Below are 18,763 nucleotides of genomic sequence, written 5' to 3'. Positions count from 1 at the left end.
TTGAAGACTTTTTTAGTTTAGAGCCCTTTAGTAATACATAAAAGCTTTCTCGATTAATCTTTTGGTTTAGGTCTGGTAATTGGAGCACTCAATTTGCCATTTTCAGATAGTGCAACAGCAATAAATCTTAAACTGGGGATTTCTTCAAATACGATGATCATCATCACGGTGATAGGTACCGAAAGGATCATGCCCATGATGCCCCATATCCCACCCCAGATAGTCAGGGATAAAATCACTACTAGTGAACTCATGTTAAGAGAGCTACCCATCAATTTGGGCTCTACAATATTTCCAACTACCACTTGTACTAGCCCAACAGATAGAAGCACATAAATAAATGGTGCTAATTCTGCCATCTGAAAGATTGTAAACACAGCCGGAAACGCAGTAGCAACTAGTGAACCTATAGTTGGAATAAAATTCAAGATGAATATCAAGAAAGACCAGAAAAGTGCTGCTTCTACTCCAAATATCAATAAAACAATATAGCTCAATGCTCCTGTAATAAAGCTCACAAGCGACTTTAGTCTCAAGTAGCGACCTATGTTTTGATCCATTTTATAGAAAAGGTCCTCTTTCTTATCTCTTTCGTCATCATCAGGATAGAAAGCTTTTAATTTATATGGGAAAACGGCCTCTTCTACCAATAGAAATGCTACATAAATTAGAATAAGGAAACCATCAGAGAAAATTATAGAAACATAATCAAAGGTTGAAGCCGCTAATTCTCCCATATCGTATTTCGCAAAATACTCATTGACTTGACTTGCTACATCGTATCCCAGTATGTCACTTAGTTGTAATAAGACAATTTGAAAATTAGCTGCATAAGTATCGAAGTTGGCATACATCGAATTGAGATTATAGTAAATCAACTCAACTATACCGGCAATCACTATATTTATAACAATAAATGCCGCAGTACTTTGTATCCAAACAGGTACATTCTTCCTCACCCAAGGTATCATTTGAAAATTTTCGCGTAGCTCGTGAATGATAAACCAGATAATTAGCGCCACTATGAATGGCACTAAATATTCTTCGGTATATACCAGAATAGCAACTGCACCGATAAAAATGAAAAGAATATAAGTTACGCGAGCAAGGCTATTAGTAGATACGCTGTTTTCCTCATTAATCATAGTGAGTATAATTCTAGTTTTAGGTATGATGTATTATCAAGTCGGTATGATAAAATAAACCCGAAAACTCTAGGTGTGCAAAAGGTTCTGCTATTTGTTGTAGTGCTTCGTTTAATTTCTTAAAAATTAGAATAGTGGCTACTTTTTCTTTTCTTCCTTTAGCCGATCCAACCCCATGTTAGCTCGCTTGTAATGAGTAGATTTTCTGGAAGCATACTTTTTGACTTTCTTGAAGTATGCTTTTGCATTATCATAGTTCTTATCCTTCATCTCTATTCTTCCAAGTTCATAGAGAGACATCAGATGGTAGCCTTTTTCTTGAGCTTCTAACTCTTCTCCAAATTCTACACTTCTTAAGTAGTATTCTTTTGCCTTCAAATCGTTTTTTTGATAAGCATATATTTGTCCAAGAAAGTATGAGGCATATCTTCCGCTGTTAGGTTCGTAACCTACATATCCACTATCTATTCTATTCATCATGCGTAGGCATTCGGGTTTGAGTTTATAGAACTGACCCTTTTGATACAGCATTCGAACATAATAGCGATGGAAATAGGCATTGTTCGGAAATGTTTTGTGCAGATAGTCAGAAAGAAACATTGCCTTTTGAGTATTTCCTTCTCCGTTTTCAATTTTCATTAACCAGTATTGTGCTTCGGTACGTGTATAGAAAGCATTGTTGGCTACGTTCTGAAGTTGTTTTCTCCCCAGTTCTTTATCACCATCTCTGAAGAATACCATCATAGGTTTGAGGATTTTATAGTTTTCAGGTATCCATACAGAATAGTAATTATATAAAGCATCTCCAAAAAGTACTTCAGCACCATAGTCTGGTCGATCACGACAATATTCCAAATATTTAAGAGCCTGTTTTCCTTCAGAAGCCGCTTTGGTCCATTGCTTCCGCTCTGCGTATAATCTGCCTTTGAAAGCGTGAGCAGCTGATAAGAAAAAACCTCCTTCTATAGTACTACCATGCTCAAAGATATTTTTAGCGACTAGTATTGAAGTGTCCATGTAGCTTAGAAAAGCTTCGTCATATTCTTCATTATGTATGTCTGGAACAATCCTCCACCACTGGCTCAGCCCTAGTAAGAAATGTGGTAATGGATGCCAAGCATACTGATTTCTCAACCATCTAAATTGAGAGTCTGCTCTGGTAAAATCATAATTGTACATATAATTGATGCCGTCAGTACATTCTATCTGTACTTCTAGGTCAAGTAATAACTGAGGAATAGAGTCAGGGACATAATGGGAAGAATGATTGGCTAATGCCAATGAGGTAGAGAGAAATAGTATAAGAACAACAAATAATCGATGCATAAAAAGATATTTAATGCTTTAATACAATTTTGTTGCCATTATTGTCAAGCTTAAAAGCATTGGTCTTAGCCAGACCTATTTTAAATGAAAGAGCATCGAAAGAAGCCAAATCCCTTTCTACAGGCATGAATTCTGTAGTTTCTAAAGATTCATAAGGAAGATGAATGAGCTCAAGTAGAATGTCGTCTTTTCGCAAATAGTTTTGAAAATGAATGTTTTTTTCATCATTTAACTTCAATTCCTTGAATCCCATTTTAGCCTTATACCATTTTAGAGACATAATGTAGTCCGAAGAGCTAATTGCAAATAATTTGGGAAGGACAATGTAATTTTTTGAGCTGCTAGCTGCTTCCAAAAATTGGATTTTATTACCGTCAGGGTCCAATACAGTCATAGTTCGATAACCTATGTTCACATCCATAGTGTCTTTCTGTACGAATGTTTCCTCATATCGTTCTAAGTAAAGTTTTAAGCTGTCAAATTGATTGACCGTAAAACCTATTTTATCGATTCCATTTACGTACTTTTTGCCTTTTGAAAAGTTGATTTGATTTAATACAATGGTATTTTGACCTTGCATTAGGTTGAGTCGGAATCCTCCCTTGATCATTTTTGCATATTTTTCGGGTCGATATTCCATCATTTTGAATTTCATATACCGACGATACCAAGTGGCGGATGTTTTTATATCACTACAAACTACAGTCACACTAGTCATTGCAAGCTTGTTGGGGTCGTTTTGAGCAGAGGCGTCAAGGCAAGCAAATAGTGTTGTTAGCAGTAATAAAATCCCTTTTTTCATATCATACTTATTGAAAAACCTAAAATAGTCATCGTGCTTGATAAATTCACTTGATGAGCCTTTCAAAAAAAATTATAACCTCAAAACCTCTCTAATCCGTTAACCGTAGTACTTTTGTATCCATTTTAGAAAGTATGTCCAAATAAATCCTATCGATGAGTAGCGACGAGCAAATATTAGAAGAGTTTACTTCAAAGGAGTATGAGCATGGGTGGTCGGTTGATTTAGAAGCTGATGAAGCTCCTGAAGGATTGAACGAAGATATCGTGCGATTTATTTCCGCTAAGAAAAATGAACCAGAATGGTTATTGGAGTGGCGATTAAAAGCATTTGATAAGTGGTCCAATATGGAAGAGCCTGAATGGGCTAATGTAAAATATCCAAAAACCGATTATCAAGCGATAAAATATTATTCTGCACCAAAGCAGAAAAAGGCTGTAGAGAGCTTAGATGATGTAGATCCAGAATTGATTGAAACGTTTGAGAAATTGGGGATTTCGTTGACTGAGCAAAAGCGATTAACTGGAGTGGCAGTGGATGCAGTGATTGATTCGGTTTCTGTTGCGACCACATTTAAGGAGACACTTGGTGAATTAGGAATCATTTTCTGTTCTTTTAGCGAAGCTGTTCAAGAGCATCCAGAATTAGTAAGAAAACATCTAGGAAGTGTAGTTCCAGTTTCTGATAATTATTTCAGTGCTTTGAACTCTGCTGTATTTTCTGATGGATCTTTCTGTTATATTCCCAAGGGAGTAAGGTGTCCGATGGAATTATCTACGTATTTCAGGATTAATGCGGCTAATACAGGCCAATTTGAAAGAACGTTGATTGTAGCGGAAGAAGGGTCTTACGTAAGCTACTTAGAGGGATGTACAGCTCCTATGAGAGATGAGAATCAGCTTCATGCGGCGGTTGTTGAAATTATAGCTAATACCGATGCTGAAGTAAAGTATTCTACCGTACAGAATTGGTATCCTGGCGATAAAGATGGGAAAGGAGGTATTTACAACTTCGTAACTAAGAGAGGCATATGTGCTGGTGATAGATCCAAGATCTCTTGGACTCAGGTTGAGACTGGATCTGCTGTTACATGGAAGTACCCTTCTTGTATCTTGAAAGGAGATTATTCTGTTGGTGAGTTTTATTCAGTAGCTGTTACTAATAACTATCAGCAAGCAGATACAGGAACAAAAATGATACATATTGGTAAAGGCACTAAGTCTAGAATCGTATCAAAAGGTATTTCTGCAGGTAAGTCTCAGAATTCTTATAGAGGCCAAGTTCAAGTAATGAAAAGAGCTTCTGGAGCAAGAAATTTCTCTCAATGTGATTCATTATTGATTGGAGATCAGTGTGGTGCTCACACTTTTCCATATATAGATATTGAGAATTCTTCTGCTCAAGTAGAACATGAAGCAACTACGTCAAAAATAGGAGAGGATCAAATATTTTACTGTACTCAAAGAGGAATCGATGAGGAGAATGCAGTGGCTCTTATTGTAAATGGTTATGCTAAAGAAGTTTTAAACAAGCTTCCTATGGAGTTTGCTGTTGAAGCTCAGAAACTTTTGGCACTGACGTTAGAGGGATCCGTAGGGTAATTATTTAGAAAATCACATTGGCATATCGCCAAAATAAATCAGATATAGCAATGCTTAAGATTAACAATCTACAAGCTCGAGTTGAGGAAAAAGAAATTTTAAAAGGAATCAATCTTGAAGTTAAAGCTGGCGAGGTTCACGCGATCATGGGACCAAATGGTTCAGGTAAGAGTACTTTAGCGTCAGTTTTGGCAGGTCGTGATGACTATGAAGTGACAGGTGGTTCTGTTGAGTTTATGGGGGAAGACTTATTGGAAATGGCAGCTGAGGAAAGAGCTCGTGAAGGTGTTTTCTTGGCCTTTCAATATCCAGTAGAGATTCCAGGTGTGACTACTACTAACTTCATGAAAACGGCTATCAACCAAGTAAGAGAGCACAGAGGACAAGATGCCCTTGACGCTGTTGAGTTCTTGAAGTTGATGAAAGAGAAAATGAAGCTTGTGGAGATCGATCAGTCTCTATTAAGTAGATCTTTGAACGAAGGTTTCTCAGGTGGAGAGAAGAAAAGAAACGAGATCTTCCAAATGGCTATGCTGGAGCCTAAGTTGGCATTGTTAGATGAAACGGATTCAGGACTTGACATTGATGCCTTGAGAATTGTTTCCAATGGAGTTAATGCTCTTAAATCTAAAGACAACGCGACTATAGTTGTGACTCACTATCAAAGACTTTTAGATTATATCGTTCCTGATTTTGTACATGTTTTGTACAAAGGTAAGATAGTTAAGTCAGGGCCAAAAGAGTTGGCTTTGGAGCTTGAAGAAAAAGGTTACGATTGGATTATCAACGATTTGCAAGAAGCATAATGAGTACTGTAGAGAAGAAGATTTTCGGGCAGGAACTCATCAATCAGGCAGAATCGTATGTAAGCAACCTGAATGGTAGTTCGATTGCTCATCTAAAAGCGCAAAGAGATGAAGCGCTTACTCAGTTGAAAGACGCAGGTTTTCCAGGTCCTAAGGCTGAAGAATATAAATTTACAAAATTGACTAAGGCAATCGAGGGTAAGTTCGATTTTGCTAATGTAAAATCAGTTACCCAGAAACCTTCAGAAAAGATGAAGGAGATCGCTCGTAAGCATGAAGGTGCTAATGTTTTGTTTTTTGTCAATGGAGAGTTTGATCAGGAGCATTCAAAAGTAGTTTCTCCTGAGTCAGAGATTACGATTGAGCCTTTGAATAATAGAGCTGATGCTACTAATTTAATGTCAGAAACCAATGATGCTTTTGCTATTCAGAATAAAGTGTTTGTTAATTCAGGTGTGGTAATTGAAGTCAAAAAATCAAAGGTTGTTTCTGCACCCGTGATTTGTTATTACATCTCTGTAGAAAGTGGTTCTAACGTAGGTTTCGTAAAAAATATTTATTTGGCTCACGAAAACAGCCAAGCGGATTTTGTGCATTTCCATTATTCAGAAGGGGAAGGTCGGACATTCTGTAATGAAACTAAGAATTACATTGTAAAGGCTAATGCAAACATTAGTTTATATAAAGTTCAAGAAGAGTCGTCTAATGCGATTTATGTAGGTAACACAAACGTAAGTCAAGAAAGAGATAGTGTATTTTCATCATATGTATTCACTTTCGATGGAGATATTGTGAGGAATAACTTGAATATCTCAGTCAATGGTGAGGGGGTTGAGAGTAACATGTATGGATTATATCTGACTAAAGGTAAGAGCCATGTTGACAATCATACTACTGTTGATCATACACAACCAAACACAAATAGTAACGAACTTTATAAAGGAATTATCGACGATGAATCTAGAGCGGTTTTCAACGGTAAAATTTTTGTTCGACAAGCAGCTCAAAAAACCAATGCTTTTCAGTCAAATGGTAATATCCTTTTGTCTGACAAAGCCGTAATAAACACCAAGCCTCAGTTAGAAATTTGGGCCGATGATGTGAAGTGTTCTCACGGATGTACAACCGGTCAGTTAGACGAAGAGGCTATATTCTATTTGAGAGCAAGAGGGATCAGTTTAGAAAAAGCAAAGTCTATGATTCTTTTAGCCAATGCATCTGAGGTAATTGAAAAAATTAAACTGGGATGGTTAAAGATGGAAGTGACAGATAAGGTTGTTGAAAGATTAGAAGTTTAAGAACTATATGGTAAGTACCGAATTAGATATAGAATCAATAAGAAAGCAGTTTCCGATTTTGCATCAGGAAGTAAATGGTAAGCCGCTAATTTACTTTGATAATGCTGCAACATCGCAGAAACCGCAATCTGTAATTGATGCTTTGACACATTATTATGATTCGGACAACGCCAATATACATAGAGGTATTCACACACTTGCTGAGCGTTCCACTACAGCTTTTGAAGATTCTCGTAAAGCTGTAGCGAAATTCCTGAATGCCAATGAGGTGGAAGAAATTATTTTTACCAAAGGAACGACAGAAGGTATTAATTTGGTAGCATCTACATTTGGTCGAAAATTCATCAGTGAAGGAGACGAAATAGTTGTTTCTAATCTTGAACATCATTCGAATATTGTGCCTTGGCAACTTCTCTGTGAAGAGAAAGGTTGTGTATTGAAGGTTATCCCAGTGAATAATCAAGGTGAATTAATTATGGAAGAGTTTGACAAGTTGTTGTCAGACAAAACCAAGTTCGTTTCGGTGAATTATATCTCTAATGCATTAGGAACTATTAATCCTGTTCAAGACATTATTAACAAATCACATGAGGTAGGAGCTAAAGTATTGATTGATGCTGCACAAGCTGCCCCACACGTGAGACTAGATGTTCAGTCTATGAATTGTGATTTTTTAGCTTTTTCAGGTCACAAAGTTTATGGACCCACTGGAGTTGGAGCTCTTTACGGCAAAAGGGAGTTGTTAGAAAAAATGCCGCCATATCAAGGTGGAGGAGAAATGATCAAAGATGTGAGTTTTTCTGGAACTACCTATAATGATATCCCTTACAAGTTTGAGGCAGGAACTCCAAATATTGGAGAAGTGATTGCATTAAAGGCAGCATTAGATTTTGTAAATGATTTAACTCCTGAAGCAATTGCAGAGCATGAGCATGAATTATTAGAATATGCTAATGAATTGCTTAAAGATGTCGATGGTTTTCAGCCCGTAGGTACTGCAAAAAATAAGGCAAGTGTTGTATCTTTTTTAATAGATGGAGTTCATCCTTTTGATTTGGGCCAGATTTTAGATGCTAAAGGTATCGCTGTAAGAACGGGTCATCATTGTGCACAACCTTTAATGGAAAGGTTTGAAATAGAAGGAACAGTAAGAGCATCATTCTCGGTATATAACACCAAGGAAGAAATAAAAGAATTTGTTGAAGCGCTGAAATCAGCAGTGAAAATGTTTAAAGCCTAATGGCAAATATCAAGGAGGCTCAGGAAGAGATCATTGAAAATTTCTCCATGTTCGATGGGGATATGGAAATGACCATTGGTTATATCATGGAATTGGGTTCTAAATTACCTGAATTCCCAGAGGAACTAAAGACAGACGAGAATATAGTGAAAGGCTGTCAATCAAAAGTTTGGTTGAGTGCTGACCTTATAGATGGAAAAGTCGTATACAAAGCCGATAGTAATACTGCTATTACAAAAGGGTTAGTAAGTCTTTTGTTAACTATTCTCTCAGGGCAAGACCCTGACGATATTTTAAGTGCTGATCTTTACTTTAAAGAAAAGATCGGAATGAACAGATTCATCGGGACGCAAAGATCAAATGGTTTTGCAGCGATGATCAAGCAAATGCAGATTTACGCATTAGCGATGAAAGCAAAAGCTTAAGAAAATGGAGCAGAACGAATTAAGAGAAAAAGTATTAGAGGCGATCAAAAAGGTTTATGACCCAGAGATTCCTGTAGACGTGTATGAGTTAGGGTTAATCTACGAGATCAACGTTTTTCCAGTCAATAATGTCTATGTACTAATGACCTTAACCTCTCCTGCTTGTCCATCTGCCGAACAAATACCAGATGAAATCAAAACCAATATTGAAGCAATTGATGGTGTTGGTAAAGTAGATGTAGAGGTGACTTTTGACCCGCCTTATGAGACAGATATGATGTCTGAGGCAGCGAAGTTAGAATTAGGATTTATGTAAATAATCGGTCGATATCCAAAAGACGATGGTAAATAATTTGAACTATCGATTTTGACTATGGACTATAAAATAGATAAAAAATGTATCCAGAAGAATTAGTAGCACCAATGAGAACAGACTTGACGTCTGTAGGGTTCGATGAATTTAAAACAGCCAATGAAGTAGAGCAACACATGACAGATCACAAAGGCACTACTTTATTAGTAATAAATTCAGTATGCGGTTGTGCAGCAGGTTCAGCTAGACCAGGAGTTAAGATGGCTGTTTCGGGTGCTGAAAAGAAGCCTGATGCTTTAGCAACTGTTTTTGCTGGTGTGGATAAAGAGGCTGTTCAAAAGGCAAGAGAGTATACTATGCCTTACCCTCCTTCGTCTCCAGCAATTGCTTTATTCAAAGATGGGGAATTAGCACATTTTGTAGAGAGGCATCATATAGAAGGAAGAAGCGCTGAAATGATCGCAGATCACTTAGTAAATGTGTTTGACGAATTCTGTTAATTAGTATTAAAGAGTTAAAAAATTAGATAATGAGCAAAGACTAACTTAAAGTCTTTGCTCTTTTTTGTTTTAGTTCAAAAAATAAGAAATATGGCTCTTACTGAATCTAATATGATGCCGCTTGGTACCGTTGCTCCTTCTTTTACTCTTTATGATACTATTACAGGTAAAGAGTTAAGTTTCGCTGATAGAAGAGGTCAGAAAGGAACTGTAGTTATGTTTATTTGTAATCACTGTCCATATGTGATTCACATCCAAGATGAGGTAGTTAAAATTTCCCATGAGTTTTCTGATCAGGGAATAGATTTTATTGCAATAAGCTCAAATGATGTAGATAAATACCCTCTAGATTCTCCTGAATTGATGAAAATTCATGCAGAAAAGTATGGTTTTAACTTTCCATATCTATATGATGAGTCTCAAGAAGTCGCAAAGTCATATAAAGCTGCATGTACGCCAGATTTTTATCTTTTTGATGAGAATGATGTTTGTGTTTATCGAGGTAGAATGGATGCCTCTACTCCAGGTAATGGTATTCCCGTCACAGGGGAAGATTTAAGAAATGCCCTTAGCCAACTTATAAACCTTGAAGAAATAAATGAGAAACAGGCCCCAAGTATGGGGTGTAATATCAAATGGAAACGATAAAGAGATCAAAAGACGTCATCCATTTTTACTCTAATTTAAAAACTCTAATATCGAATTATAATGAGCGTTCATAAGTCTAATATAAAAAGAGTTACTACTCATCAACTACAAGAAATGAAGAACCGTGGAGAGAAGATTTCCATGTTGACTGCTTATGATTATTCTATGGCCAAAATCTTAGATCAGGCAGGTGTTGATGTTATGTTAGTGGGAGATTCAGCTTCTAATGTAATGGCTGGGCATGAAACGACTCTTCCTATAACGCTTGATCAGATGATATACCACGCATCTTCTGTAGTGCGAGCCGCAGATAGAGCGTTTGTAGTGGTAGATATTCCTTTTGGTAGCTATCAAGGTAATTCGAAGTTAGCGTTGGAGTCAAGCATTAGAGTAATGAAAGAGTCTGGTGCCCATAGTGTAAAAATGGAAGGTGGAGCAGAGATTAAAGAAAGTATTGAGAGAGTATTGAGTGCTGGTATACCTGTAATGGGACATCTTGGTTTAACCCCACAATCAATATATAAATTTGGTACCTACACTGTTAGGGCTAAGGAAGAGGCTGAGGCAGAAAAGTTAATTGATGATGCGAAGCTGTTAGAAGAAACGGGATGTTATGCTATAGTTCTTGAAAAGATTCCTAGTTCTTTGGCTAAAATAGTTTCTGAATCTATCACGATTCCTACTATTGGCATAGGTGCAGGCCAGGATACAGATGGACAGGTATTGGTAGTGCATGATATGCTAGGGATTACTCAAGAGTTTAAACCTAGGTTTTTACGGCAGTATGCTAACTTGTCAGAAGTAATGACTGGCGCTGTCGAAAATTATATTTCCGATGTTAAAGCAAGGGAGTTCCCTAGCGATAAAGAAAGCTATTAAGTTGAAAAGATAAAAAAAGAGCAACTTCTAATGAGAGGTTGCTCTTGGTTCAAACATTTCGAAGTAGTAGTTTAATCATTCATATACATCTAATGTTTTCAATTGGCAGTTGGTTCAGGGGGCGTGTGACGAGCTAAGAATTCATTCACTTCACGTAAACTTGTTCCAGTAATTTCTACCAATCGAATTATTTGTCTGCGATGGTAATCTTCACTGCGAATGTCTAGTTCTTGATCTGTGAAATTTTCTTTGCTGAGCTGATTGATCTCTTGAAGTTCATAGAGCTTCATATTATAGACCAGATCTTTTTGACTTGTTGTTAAGTCAAAACTTTTCGCTGCATTGTCAGCGAACTCCCGTGCAACCTCGTCTTGATTTCTCAAGACTTCGATACGCGATATCCCAAGCGCGGATACCGATACCAATCCTGTGATTAACAGTAGTTTAGTCATAGTAGTTTATCATCATATATAGTAGTGTCTTAGTCGGGTTAATTATTGATTATTTTCTAGTCCTTTAAGTCGCTTGTAAGGTCTAGTGAGAGATTGGTGTGTTAGCTCGTTGGGAGCTTCCAGTGATTAGATATCACTAAAATAAATCTAATTGTGTAAAAGAAAAAGGGTAAAGACAACGTATAATGCTCTAATAGTCAAATAAGTACTTACTAAACCCTTCGTGCACGTACACACTGCTTTATATAAAAAATGATCTATTGACTATGTAAGACAGTTTTCGAAATCGGATAAAGGATTTTTTAAAAGAATAATCCCACTAAAAATGCTATGACGAAGAAAAATAGAATTAACATGAGGGTGAGTTTTATTTTTGAGAAGTTTTAAAATAGTGCCAAATAAAATTCTTAACCTAAATACATTATTTTATCCATAAAGCTAATGTGTTAAAAGAAACTACAAAATGAGTACGGTTTCATTTAGAAAAAGTTTGGAAGTCATTTGTTTTTGCGATTCTTAGCTAAATCATTGGATATAAGAGGGTTGTTATGTTGAAAAAATTCTAGGGAAGATTTGCAACTTGTTTTTCCAAAAAAGCCATGCTAATCATGATAATATTGACTTTATAGAGATGTTTGTCAGAGATATCTTTGTTTAAAACATAATGTCAATGCGAGGTATTAAGAAAATTATCCCAATAGTATTAGTTACTATTTGTTCTAGTCAGGTAATAGCCCAGCTAAAACCTATTTTTCAAGATGGGCAAACAGTTAGTTTTATAGGAAATAGTATAACTCAGGATGGAAGGTATCATATGCTAATTCATGCGTTTCATGCAACTAGATTTCCTTCACAAAAAGTGAAATTTATTAATGCAGGAGTTTCTGGAGATGTAGCGGGAGGAATGATCAATCGCTTTGAAAAGGATGTGTTAGTTTATAATCCTGATTACTCGCTTTTAATGACAGGAATGAATGACATGCGAGGGAATTTATTTAAATCAGGAATAGAGGTTAGTAGAACTATTTCTGCACAGCGAGAAGAAGCTTTGGATATTTATAAGCAACAAACAGAAAAACTAGTTGATCTAATTTTAGAATCTGGAATCAAGCCTATATTAATGACGCCATCAATATATGACCAGACTGCCGAATTAAAGACTCCTGCTGCTTATGGAAAGAATGATGCATTAGTAAAATGTGCTATTCATATCAGAAAGCTAGCAGATAAAATTCAAGCTCCTGTTGTTGATCTAAATTCGTTTATGTTAGTATTAAACGAGAAAGTACAAGAGCAAGATCCTACTCAAACGATTGTAAGTCAGGATAGAGTTCACCCGAAACATACTGGCCATTTTACTATGGCTTATAAAATTCTTGAGACTCTTAATGCTCCCAAATATGTTTCAAAAGTAGTAATAGACTTTAAGAATAAATCAGTTGTTGAAGCGCAGAACTGTAAGGTTAATTTGAGTAGTGGTGAGCGGTTATTGGGGTTTCAATTGGCGGCGAATGCTCTTCCTTTTCCAGTTACAGAAGAGTATCAAGAAGGGGCTGATTTGGTTCCATTCCAAAAACAGTTTAATAATGAAGTCTTGAAGGTAATGGGGCTTAAACGTGGAAATTATCTTTTAAAAATAGACGAAATACCTGTTGACACTTTATCCTCAACTGAGCTAGTTAATGGGATTAATCTTGCGAATAATACTTTGACTCCACAGTATATCCAAGCTAAGCAGGTATTCGATCTATGTTTGAAATATCACCAAGTAATGGGCAAAGTTAGAGTAATAAAACTGGTTGAGTTTAGTAAGCTTAGAGATTATAAAGGTGCTGATGATTTAGAGTCTAAACGAGCTTATTTAAATAAGCTTGTCTTGGAGGCTGAAGGTAAACCATGGTACCCTTATTTAAAAAAAGTGACTAAACAGTATTTTGAGTATTTGCCAAACGAGGAGTCCTATTGGAAGGAGATTGATCATTTTAGAGATAAAATTTTTAATACCAATAAACCAAAAACTAGAGTTTATCAACTCAGTAAAATTTGATCCTTGTTATAAGGAGGTTGAAAAAATAAAGTGCGTTTATCCTAGTATTTTAATAAGAGAGTTGTTATAAAACGTTAAGTGGAAATAATAAACTAAAAATTTATTTTATTTATAAAACTGAAATAAAAAAAACGCTTTTTTGATCAGAATAACGGTGTATCATAATTTTTATGAAGTTGAGATATCTTATTTCTAATAATTCATATGCTGTGAGTTAAGTCTTAATTTCAAACGATTTTACTTTGATAAATTATTAAAAATTTAACATAGAAATTAAATAGTTCAATATATCACTTTAAAAGTAATATGGTAGTTTTACGTTGCATTTTGTAAAGAAAACTTTGGAAAGAAATAAGAGGATATGAGGAGTATGAAGATTAACCTGTTTTATGCGTTTATAGTATGTTTTTTTACTCAATTTACCGTTTATGGACAGGTAAGTCCTGGAGGCGTCGGAAGAACTAATCTTAGAGTATGGCTTAAAGCGGATGCAGGAACGAATACTACTGTAGGTGGGGCCGATGTAAATGATTGGCAGGATCAAAGCGATTATAATAATGATGCAGTTAGAAGTACTGCTGTAAGCGTGGATATTGGTTCGGGGGATGTTTTCGGAAATGATCCTTCTTATGTTGAAAATGTTTTGAATTTCAATCCAGGTATTGATTTTGATGATGTAGACAGAGAAACATTAGAGATAGCATCGGGAAATATTTTTTCTACAGCTTCTGTTCCTGATATAAATATGTTTGTAATAACTAAAGTTGATGAAATCAAACCAGGAACCATGTTTTTCAATTTTCCCCATGATCAAAATGATAGATTTGGAATTCATTTGCCGTGGGATGATAATAATCTTTATTGGGACTATGGAGATATCGATGGTGGAAATGGTAGGTTGAATTTTGGGTTAGGTCAGACAGTAGTAGAAAGTAGAATCTGGTCTTTTCGCTCTAGTGCTACTAAAGGTATACAAGACGCTAGAAGAGATGGAACTCAAATTGTGACTACAGGTGCTTTAGAAACTTTTGGCCGAGGAACCTCCTTTGGTATACTGATGGGTGCACATAGTACGCATGATTTTGGGTGGACTCCTCAAGAATTTATTGATGCTACCATTTCAGAGCTTATTATTTTCGAAGGGACTCTAACAGATGCACAGAGAGAAAGACTGGAAACTTATCTTGCTATCAAATATGGCGTGACTATGGGCCATGACTACTTTACAGTAGCGTACGATGGTACGAATGCAGCATCTACAACGTTGTATGATATAAGTAATGGATATGGTAATGATATAGCCGGAATAGGTCGTGATGATATTCAGGGACTAAACCAAACTACCTCAAAAAGTATTAATGATGACGCATCTATGACAGTGACTGGTGCTACTAGTTTAGATGATAATGATTATCTCGTCTGGGGAAACAATGGTAATACGGGTAGTTCTGCTGACCTACCTGCAGGGTATGATGAAAGATTAAATAGAATTTGGTACTTTGAAGAAGTAGGAGAAGTAGGGACGGTTACTATAAGATTTGATTTAAAACAGTTAGGTAAAAGATCTAGGAATCCAGACGATTATGCTCTATTAATTAATAATGCTTCTCCAATCTTTGCAGGTGTTACTCCTTTCACCAACGGTGTAAATATCGTTGATGACGTGATTACGTTTACCAATGTTTCTATTGCGGATGGTGATTATTTATCACTAGCTGTATCTTCAGTTGGTGCTCCTGGAGCCATTTCGGCTAACATGTTATTGTGGGTAAGTCCTGAAAGTGTAGTTACTGATGCTGAAGATAGTGATGTTGATCAATGGACTGATCAAAGTGGATTCAGTAATAACTTAGAATCAATGTTGTTTGACCGCCCTGTCTTGGAAACGTCTGCTCAAGTCAATGGTAATAATTATCTTGTTTTTTCAGGAGACAACATGGGACAAGCGACACTTAACGCTACTTCGAATGCTAATTCCTTTATTACAGTTGTCAGAGGAAGTACAAATGGTGTTGATTTATTTGAAGTTGATAATAATACCAATCCAAGATTAGAGATAAATGGAGGAGTGTATAGAGTCAACGGAGGTGCATTTACTTCGACTACTGGTACAGGTGATTGGCATATTGTAGAATTAATAAATAATAATTCCAATAACCACCAGATTTTTGTAAATGGAGATTTGGAATCAACCAATACTGGTTTTGTGACAATAGCCGCTAGTGATGATTATAATTTTTTCACAGATTATACTGGCGATGTAGCTGAAGCCGTATATTATTCCAATTCTTTAAATGATTCAGAAAGAAGGCAAGTAGAGACATATTTGGCAGTAAAATATGGAATTACGCTAGATATATCTTCGCAAGATTATCTTAATGGTAGTGGAGCAACTATTTTAGATAGAACAGCCTTTAGTAGTTACAGTAGTATCATTTCGGGTATAGGAAGAGCTAATGCGGATATGGGTGTTGATGCTCAAGGGTTGATCCAACAAGAGTCTAAGAATGTCAATACTAATGCTATAATAACCATAGGAAACCCTACTGATTTGACTGATGGGGAGTATTTATTTTGGGGTAGTAATAACGAAACAGCTTTGGCTTCATTGACAGAGTCAGCTTCTTCTATCTTAGGAGTTTCAATGACTTTGGACAGAAAATGGAGAGTAACAGAGACAGGTGAGACGGGTACGGTTGATATATCATTTAATTTAAATGGCGTAAATGCTGTTTCAGGGCGTGCATTAGCACAGTATACACTTGTTGTTGATGACAATGAGGACATGTCAAGTCCTATTACTAATATTAAACCAACATATGTGACAGGTAATGTAATTACGTTTAGTGGTATAAACTTAGATGAAGGTAATTATGTGGTATTAGGATCAAATGTTGATTCTGCCCCTGCAGGTGTTTCGACTAATCTTAATTTATGGTTAAGAGCAGGTACAGGAGTAGAGAATAGTTTTGGAGTACCTGCTACAGATGGGCAGACGGTTGAATATTGGAGAGACCAATCTGCAAATAGCAATGATGCTGTGGAGACTATTAATTTTAGGAAGCCTCGTTTCAATACGTCTGTAATTAATGATAATCCTGTTGTAACATTTGCAAATTTGGACTTATCCCTGCAAGGAAGTATAACAACTACGACTGCTGGCCTGACTTTTTTTATTGTAGGTACGCACAACGATGCTGCTAATTCGACAGATGCATTTTTTGAATTTAGAAATAATGCTGTAGCTGATCAAGATGGAAGGAATTGGTTTGAAGATAATAGGTACGCTAGTACAACTACTTATACTTCAAATATTCAGAAGAATTCATCGGGTCTTTGGTCTATTGATCATCCTTCTGGTAGGGTCGCAAATATTTACGAAAATGGTATTGCTTTTCAATTGAGTAATGCGACTAACTATTCAGTTTCGCCGGCTGGAACTTATGATTATGTCTTGGGGGATGATGATACAGGAGGCAATGAATTAAATGGGAATATAGCTGAATTAGTGGCATATGAGGGGACTTTGTCTGTTTCTGACCGTCAAAAAATAGAGTCCTATTTTGGTGTGAAATATGGAATTACATTAGGTCATAATTATTATAGTTCTACTTATAATGGATCTAATGCGGCTTCGACTACTATTTACGATGTATCAACTTATTCAAATGATATAGCAGGAATAGGAAGGGATGATAGTGAATTGCTCTCGCAAACACAGTCAAAAAGTGAAAACGCAGATGCTATTTTAACCATGGGTACGCCTAGTGATTTAGGCGATGCAGAGTATCTTATTTGGGGAAATGACAATGGCGCGTTGAGTGAAACTACCGTTAATGTACCATCAGGTATAACAGATATGCTAACCAGAAAATGGAGAGTAGAAGAAACAGGAGATGTAGGAGCTGTTACGGTTACGTTTGATGTTTCTAGTATCGGAGGGATAGGTACAGTTGCTGAGGATTTCGCATTAATTACAGATACGGATGCAGATTTTACATCAGGTACTGTTATTACGAATGCCAGTAGTTTTGCTTCAAATATTGTTACATTCAATAGTGTTGATCTAAATGATGGTGCGTTTTTTACATTGGCTACAGGTGTTAGTAGTGCACTCACTGAAATTTCAAGTGCTGTTGGTGACTATGAAGTTTCTACAGGTTGCCCTACTTTGAACGGGGCTTCTTTTGTAATGCTAAGGGATGCTAGTGGAAGGATAGTGGCAGAAGTTAATCCTAACGGCAATGATTTAGGAGAAACATGCTGGGGAGTAAGAATTCGTACATCCGGCGACAACGTGGTAGATGTATCAAATGAAGATTACTTTATAGATAGAAACTTTTACATTACTCCTACAAATGCACCTACTTCCCCAGTAACTGTTCGACTTTATTTTTTAAATGATGAAGTTTCGGATATTCGAACTCAGTTAGCAGCAGATGGCAGATCAAATGGAGCAGACTGGGACGAATATTACAGAGACTTTTTTAGAGTGACCAAACGGGATGGAAGTAGTCTCGACTTGACTGGAGTGACTATGAGTCTTGATGTCTTTACTCCAACTATTACCTCACATGGTTCTACTGGCATTGCTGCCGAAATAGACGTAAACTCGTTTTCAGAATTTTATGCAGGGACAGATTCCGATGATCCAAGTGCGCCTCTACCTATCAACTTAGTGTCTTTTAACGCTGAAAGTGAAGGCTATCAAGTACTACTTACTTGGGAGACCGCTTCTGAAACAAATAATGACTTTTTTACAATCGAAAAAAGTTCTGATGGGGTTGGATTTACAGAATTAGGAAAAGTATCTGGAGCAGGAAATAGCAGTGAGCTTCTGAGTTATCAATATATCGACCAGTATCCTTTTGGCGGTAAATCTTACTATAGGTTAAAACAAACCGATTTTGATGGAGAATATAGCTATTCGGAAGTGGTAGTGGTGCAAAATATGCTGGATTTATCTTTGAATATTTATCCAAACCCAATTCATGATAAAGCGACTGTACAATTCAATCAAAAAATCGAATTGTCTAGTGTGGATGTTTCTGTAGTAGATATGACTGGAAGGCTCATTCAATCTTCCATTTCTAAAATAAATGATAGTATCATAGATATTGACCTCTCGTCTGTGGTGCCAGGAATCTACTATGCAACTATTATCGCCAATGGCTATGAAAAAGAGATTAAGCTAATTAAGCAATGATTTTAAGTTTATTAGTCTGATAAAATAATCCAACCAGTCTTTTAATAGGAGGTATTTATAAACAGATATAGAAAA

Annotated in this window: 15 protein-coding genes; 11 read left to right on the top strand and 4 right to left on the bottom strand. The window is 36.3% G+C overall.

Going from position 1 to position 18,763, the window contains the following annotated elements:
• Positions 1-53: 53 nt before the first annotated feature.
• The 3 genes from DKG80_RS15895 to DKG80_RS15885 form a co-directional block, all read right to left on the bottom strand.
• On the bottom strand, positions 54-1,145 hold the full coding sequence (locus tag DKG80_RS15895; protein WP_109832352.1) for an AI-2E family transporter: 1,092 nt from the start codon (positions 1,143-1,145) through the stop codon (positions 54-56).
• Between the two features lie 138 nt (positions 1,146-1,283).
• Positions 1,284-2,471: a tetratricopeptide repeat protein gene (locus DKG80_RS15890; protein WP_109832351.1), complete on the bottom strand. Its 1,188-nt coding sequence runs from the start codon at positions 2,469-2,471 to the stop codon at positions 1,284-1,286.
• Positions 2,472-2,481: 10 nt separating this feature from the next.
• Positions 2,482-3,273 (bottom strand): VOC family protein, encoded by a 792-nt coding sequence (locus tag DKG80_RS15885; protein ID WP_162555922.1) that lies wholly within the window; start codon positions 3,271-3,273, stop codon positions 2,482-2,484.
• 155 nt (positions 3,274-3,428) lie between these two features.
• Between DKG80_RS15885 and sufB the strand changes: the two genes are divergently transcribed.
• From sufB to panB, 9 genes are all read left to right on the top strand, one after another.
• Positions 3,429-4,874 (top strand): Fe-S cluster assembly protein SufB, encoded by a 1,446-nt coding sequence (gene sufB, locus DKG80_RS15880; RefSeq protein ID WP_109832349.1) that lies wholly within the window; start codon positions 3,429-3,431, stop codon positions 4,872-4,874.
• Between the two features lie 50 nt (positions 4,875-4,924).
• Positions 4,925-5,680, top strand: coding sequence for a Fe-S cluster assembly ATPase SufC (gene sufC, locus DKG80_RS15875; protein ID WP_109832348.1), 756 nt, complete (start codon positions 4,925-4,927; stop codon positions 5,678-5,680).
• A complete protein-coding gene (gene sufD, locus DKG80_RS15870; protein WP_109832347.1) occupies positions 5,680-6,978 on the top strand; it encodes a Fe-S cluster assembly protein SufD in 1,299 nt (432 codons plus the stop codon). The genes sufC and sufD overlap by 1 nt, the downstream gene beginning before the upstream one ends.
• 7 nt (positions 6,979-6,985) lie before the next feature.
• Complete coding sequence (locus tag DKG80_RS15865; protein ID WP_109832346.1) at positions 6,986-8,218, top strand: cysteine desulfurase; 1,233 nt, start codon at positions 6,986-6,988, stop codon at positions 8,216-8,218.
• The gene (locus DKG80_RS15860) at positions 8,218-8,643 is read left to right on the top strand and encodes a SufE family protein (protein ID WP_109832345.1); all 426 of its coding nucleotides are present in this window, start codon (positions 8,218-8,220) and stop codon (positions 8,641-8,643) included. Before DKG80_RS15865 ends, DKG80_RS15860 begins: the two co-directional genes overlap by 1 nt.
• Positions 8,644-8,647: 4 nt before the next feature.
• Positions 8,648-8,959 (top strand): iron-sulfur cluster assembly protein, encoded by a 312-nt coding sequence (locus DKG80_RS15855; protein WP_109832344.1) that lies wholly within the window; start codon positions 8,648-8,650, stop codon positions 8,957-8,959.
• 80 nt (positions 8,960-9,039) lie between these two features.
• A complete protein-coding gene (locus tag DKG80_RS15850; RefSeq protein WP_109832343.1) occupies positions 9,040-9,456 on the top strand; it encodes a BrxA/BrxB family bacilliredoxin in 417 nt (138 codons plus the stop codon).
• Positions 9,457-9,546: 90 nt separating this feature from the next.
• Positions 9,547-10,104 carry a thioredoxin family protein gene (locus tag DKG80_RS15845; RefSeq protein ID WP_109832342.1) on the top strand — a complete coding sequence of 186 codons (558 nt, stop codon included), beginning with the start codon at positions 9,547-9,549 and terminating at the stop codon, positions 10,102-10,104.
• Positions 10,105-10,164: 60 nt separating this feature from the next.
• Positions 10,165-10,983, top strand: a complete 819-nt coding sequence (panB, locus tag DKG80_RS15840) for a 3-methyl-2-oxobutanoate hydroxymethyltransferase (RefSeq protein ID WP_109832341.1) — start codon at positions 10,165-10,167, stop codon at positions 10,981-10,983.
• 98 nt (positions 10,984-11,081) lie between these two features.
• Here panB and DKG80_RS15835 read toward each other — a convergent pair whose 3' ends face one another.
• Entirely contained in the window at positions 11,082-11,435 is a 354-nt protein-coding gene (locus tag DKG80_RS15835) for a hypothetical protein (protein WP_109832340.1), read from the bottom strand.
• Between the two features lie 670 nt (positions 11,436-12,105).
• On the opposite strand from DKG80_RS15835, the gene DKG80_RS15830 reads away from it, so the two are divergent.
• A complete protein-coding gene (locus tag DKG80_RS15830) occupies positions 12,106-13,482 on the top strand; it encodes an SGNH/GDSL hydrolase family protein (protein ID WP_162555921.1) in 1,377 nt (458 codons plus the stop codon).
• A 361-nt stretch (positions 13,483-13,843) separates the two neighbouring features.
• A complete protein-coding gene (locus DKG80_RS15825) occupies positions 13,844-18,688 on the top strand; it encodes a T9SS type A sorting domain-containing protein (protein ID WP_109832338.1) in 4,845 nt (1,614 codons plus the stop codon).
• Positions 18,689-18,763 lie beyond the last annotated feature (75 nt).

This window comes from Reichenbachiella versicolor (genome assembly GCF_003171675.1).
In the GTDB taxonomy this organism is placed as follows: domain Bacteria; phylum Bacteroidota; class Bacteroidia; order Cytophagales; family Cyclobacteriaceae; genus Reichenbachiella; species Reichenbachiella versicolor.
Note: the sequence above shows the minus strand (reverse complement) of the source record. Positions and strands in the feature narration are given on the sequence as shown.

What these genes read in the sequence shown, in the direction of transcription:
- DKG80_RS15850 (WP_109832343.1), top strand. Translation starts at nt 9,040, where the DNA reads ATGTATCCAGAAGAATTAGTAGCACCAATGAGAACAGACTTGACGTCT.
- DKG80_RS15835 (WP_109832340.1), bottom strand. Translation starts at nt 11,435, where the DNA reads ATGACTAAACTACTGTTAATCACAGGATTGGTATCGGTATCCGCGCTT.
- DKG80_RS15865 (WP_109832346.1), top strand. Translation starts at nt 6,986, where the DNA reads ATGGTAAGTACCGAATTAGATATAGAATCAATAAGAAAGCAGTTTCCG.
- DKG80_RS15825 (WP_109832338.1), top strand. Translation starts at nt 13,844, where the DNA reads ATGAGGAGTATGAAGATTAACCTGTTTTATGCGTTTATAGTATGTTTT.
- DKG80_RS15890 (WP_109832351.1), bottom strand. Translation starts at nt 2,471, where the DNA reads ATGCATCGATTATTTGTTGTTCTTATACTATTTCTCTCTACCTCATTG.
- sufC (WP_109832348.1), top strand. Translation starts at nt 4,925, where the DNA reads ATGCTTAAGATTAACAATCTACAAGCTCGAGTTGAGGAAAAAGAAATT.
- DKG80_RS15855 (WP_109832344.1), top strand. Translation starts at nt 8,648, where the DNA reads ATGGAGCAGAACGAATTAAGAGAAAAAGTATTAGAGGCGATCAAAAAG.
- DKG80_RS15860 (WP_109832345.1), top strand. Translation starts at nt 8,218, where the DNA reads ATGGCAAATATCAAGGAGGCTCAGGAAGAGATCATTGAAAATTTCTCC.
- DKG80_RS15845 (WP_109832342.1), top strand. Translation starts at nt 9,547, where the DNA reads ATGGCTCTTACTGAATCTAATATGATGCCGCTTGGTACCGTTGCTCCT.
- sufD (WP_109832347.1), top strand. Translation starts at nt 5,680, where the DNA reads ATGAGTACTGTAGAGAAGAAGATTTTCGGGCAGGAACTCATCAATCAG.
- panB (WP_109832341.1), top strand. Translation starts at nt 10,165, where the DNA reads ATGAGCGTTCATAAGTCTAATATAAAAAGAGTTACTACTCATCAACTA.
- sufB (WP_109832349.1), top strand. Translation starts at nt 3,429, where the DNA reads ATGAGTAGCGACGAGCAAATATTAGAAGAGTTTACTTCAAAGGAGTAT.
- DKG80_RS15885 (WP_162555922.1), bottom strand. Translation starts at nt 3,273, where the DNA reads ATGAAAAAAGGGATTTTATTACTGCTAACAACACTATTTGCTTGCCTT.
- DKG80_RS15895 (WP_109832352.1), bottom strand. Translation starts at nt 1,145, where the DNA reads ATGATTAATGAGGAAAACAGCGTATCTACTAATAGCCTTGCTCGCGTA.
- DKG80_RS15830 (WP_162555921.1), top strand. Translation starts at nt 12,106, where the DNA reads ATGCGAGGTATTAAGAAAATTATCCCAATAGTATTAGTTACTATTTGT.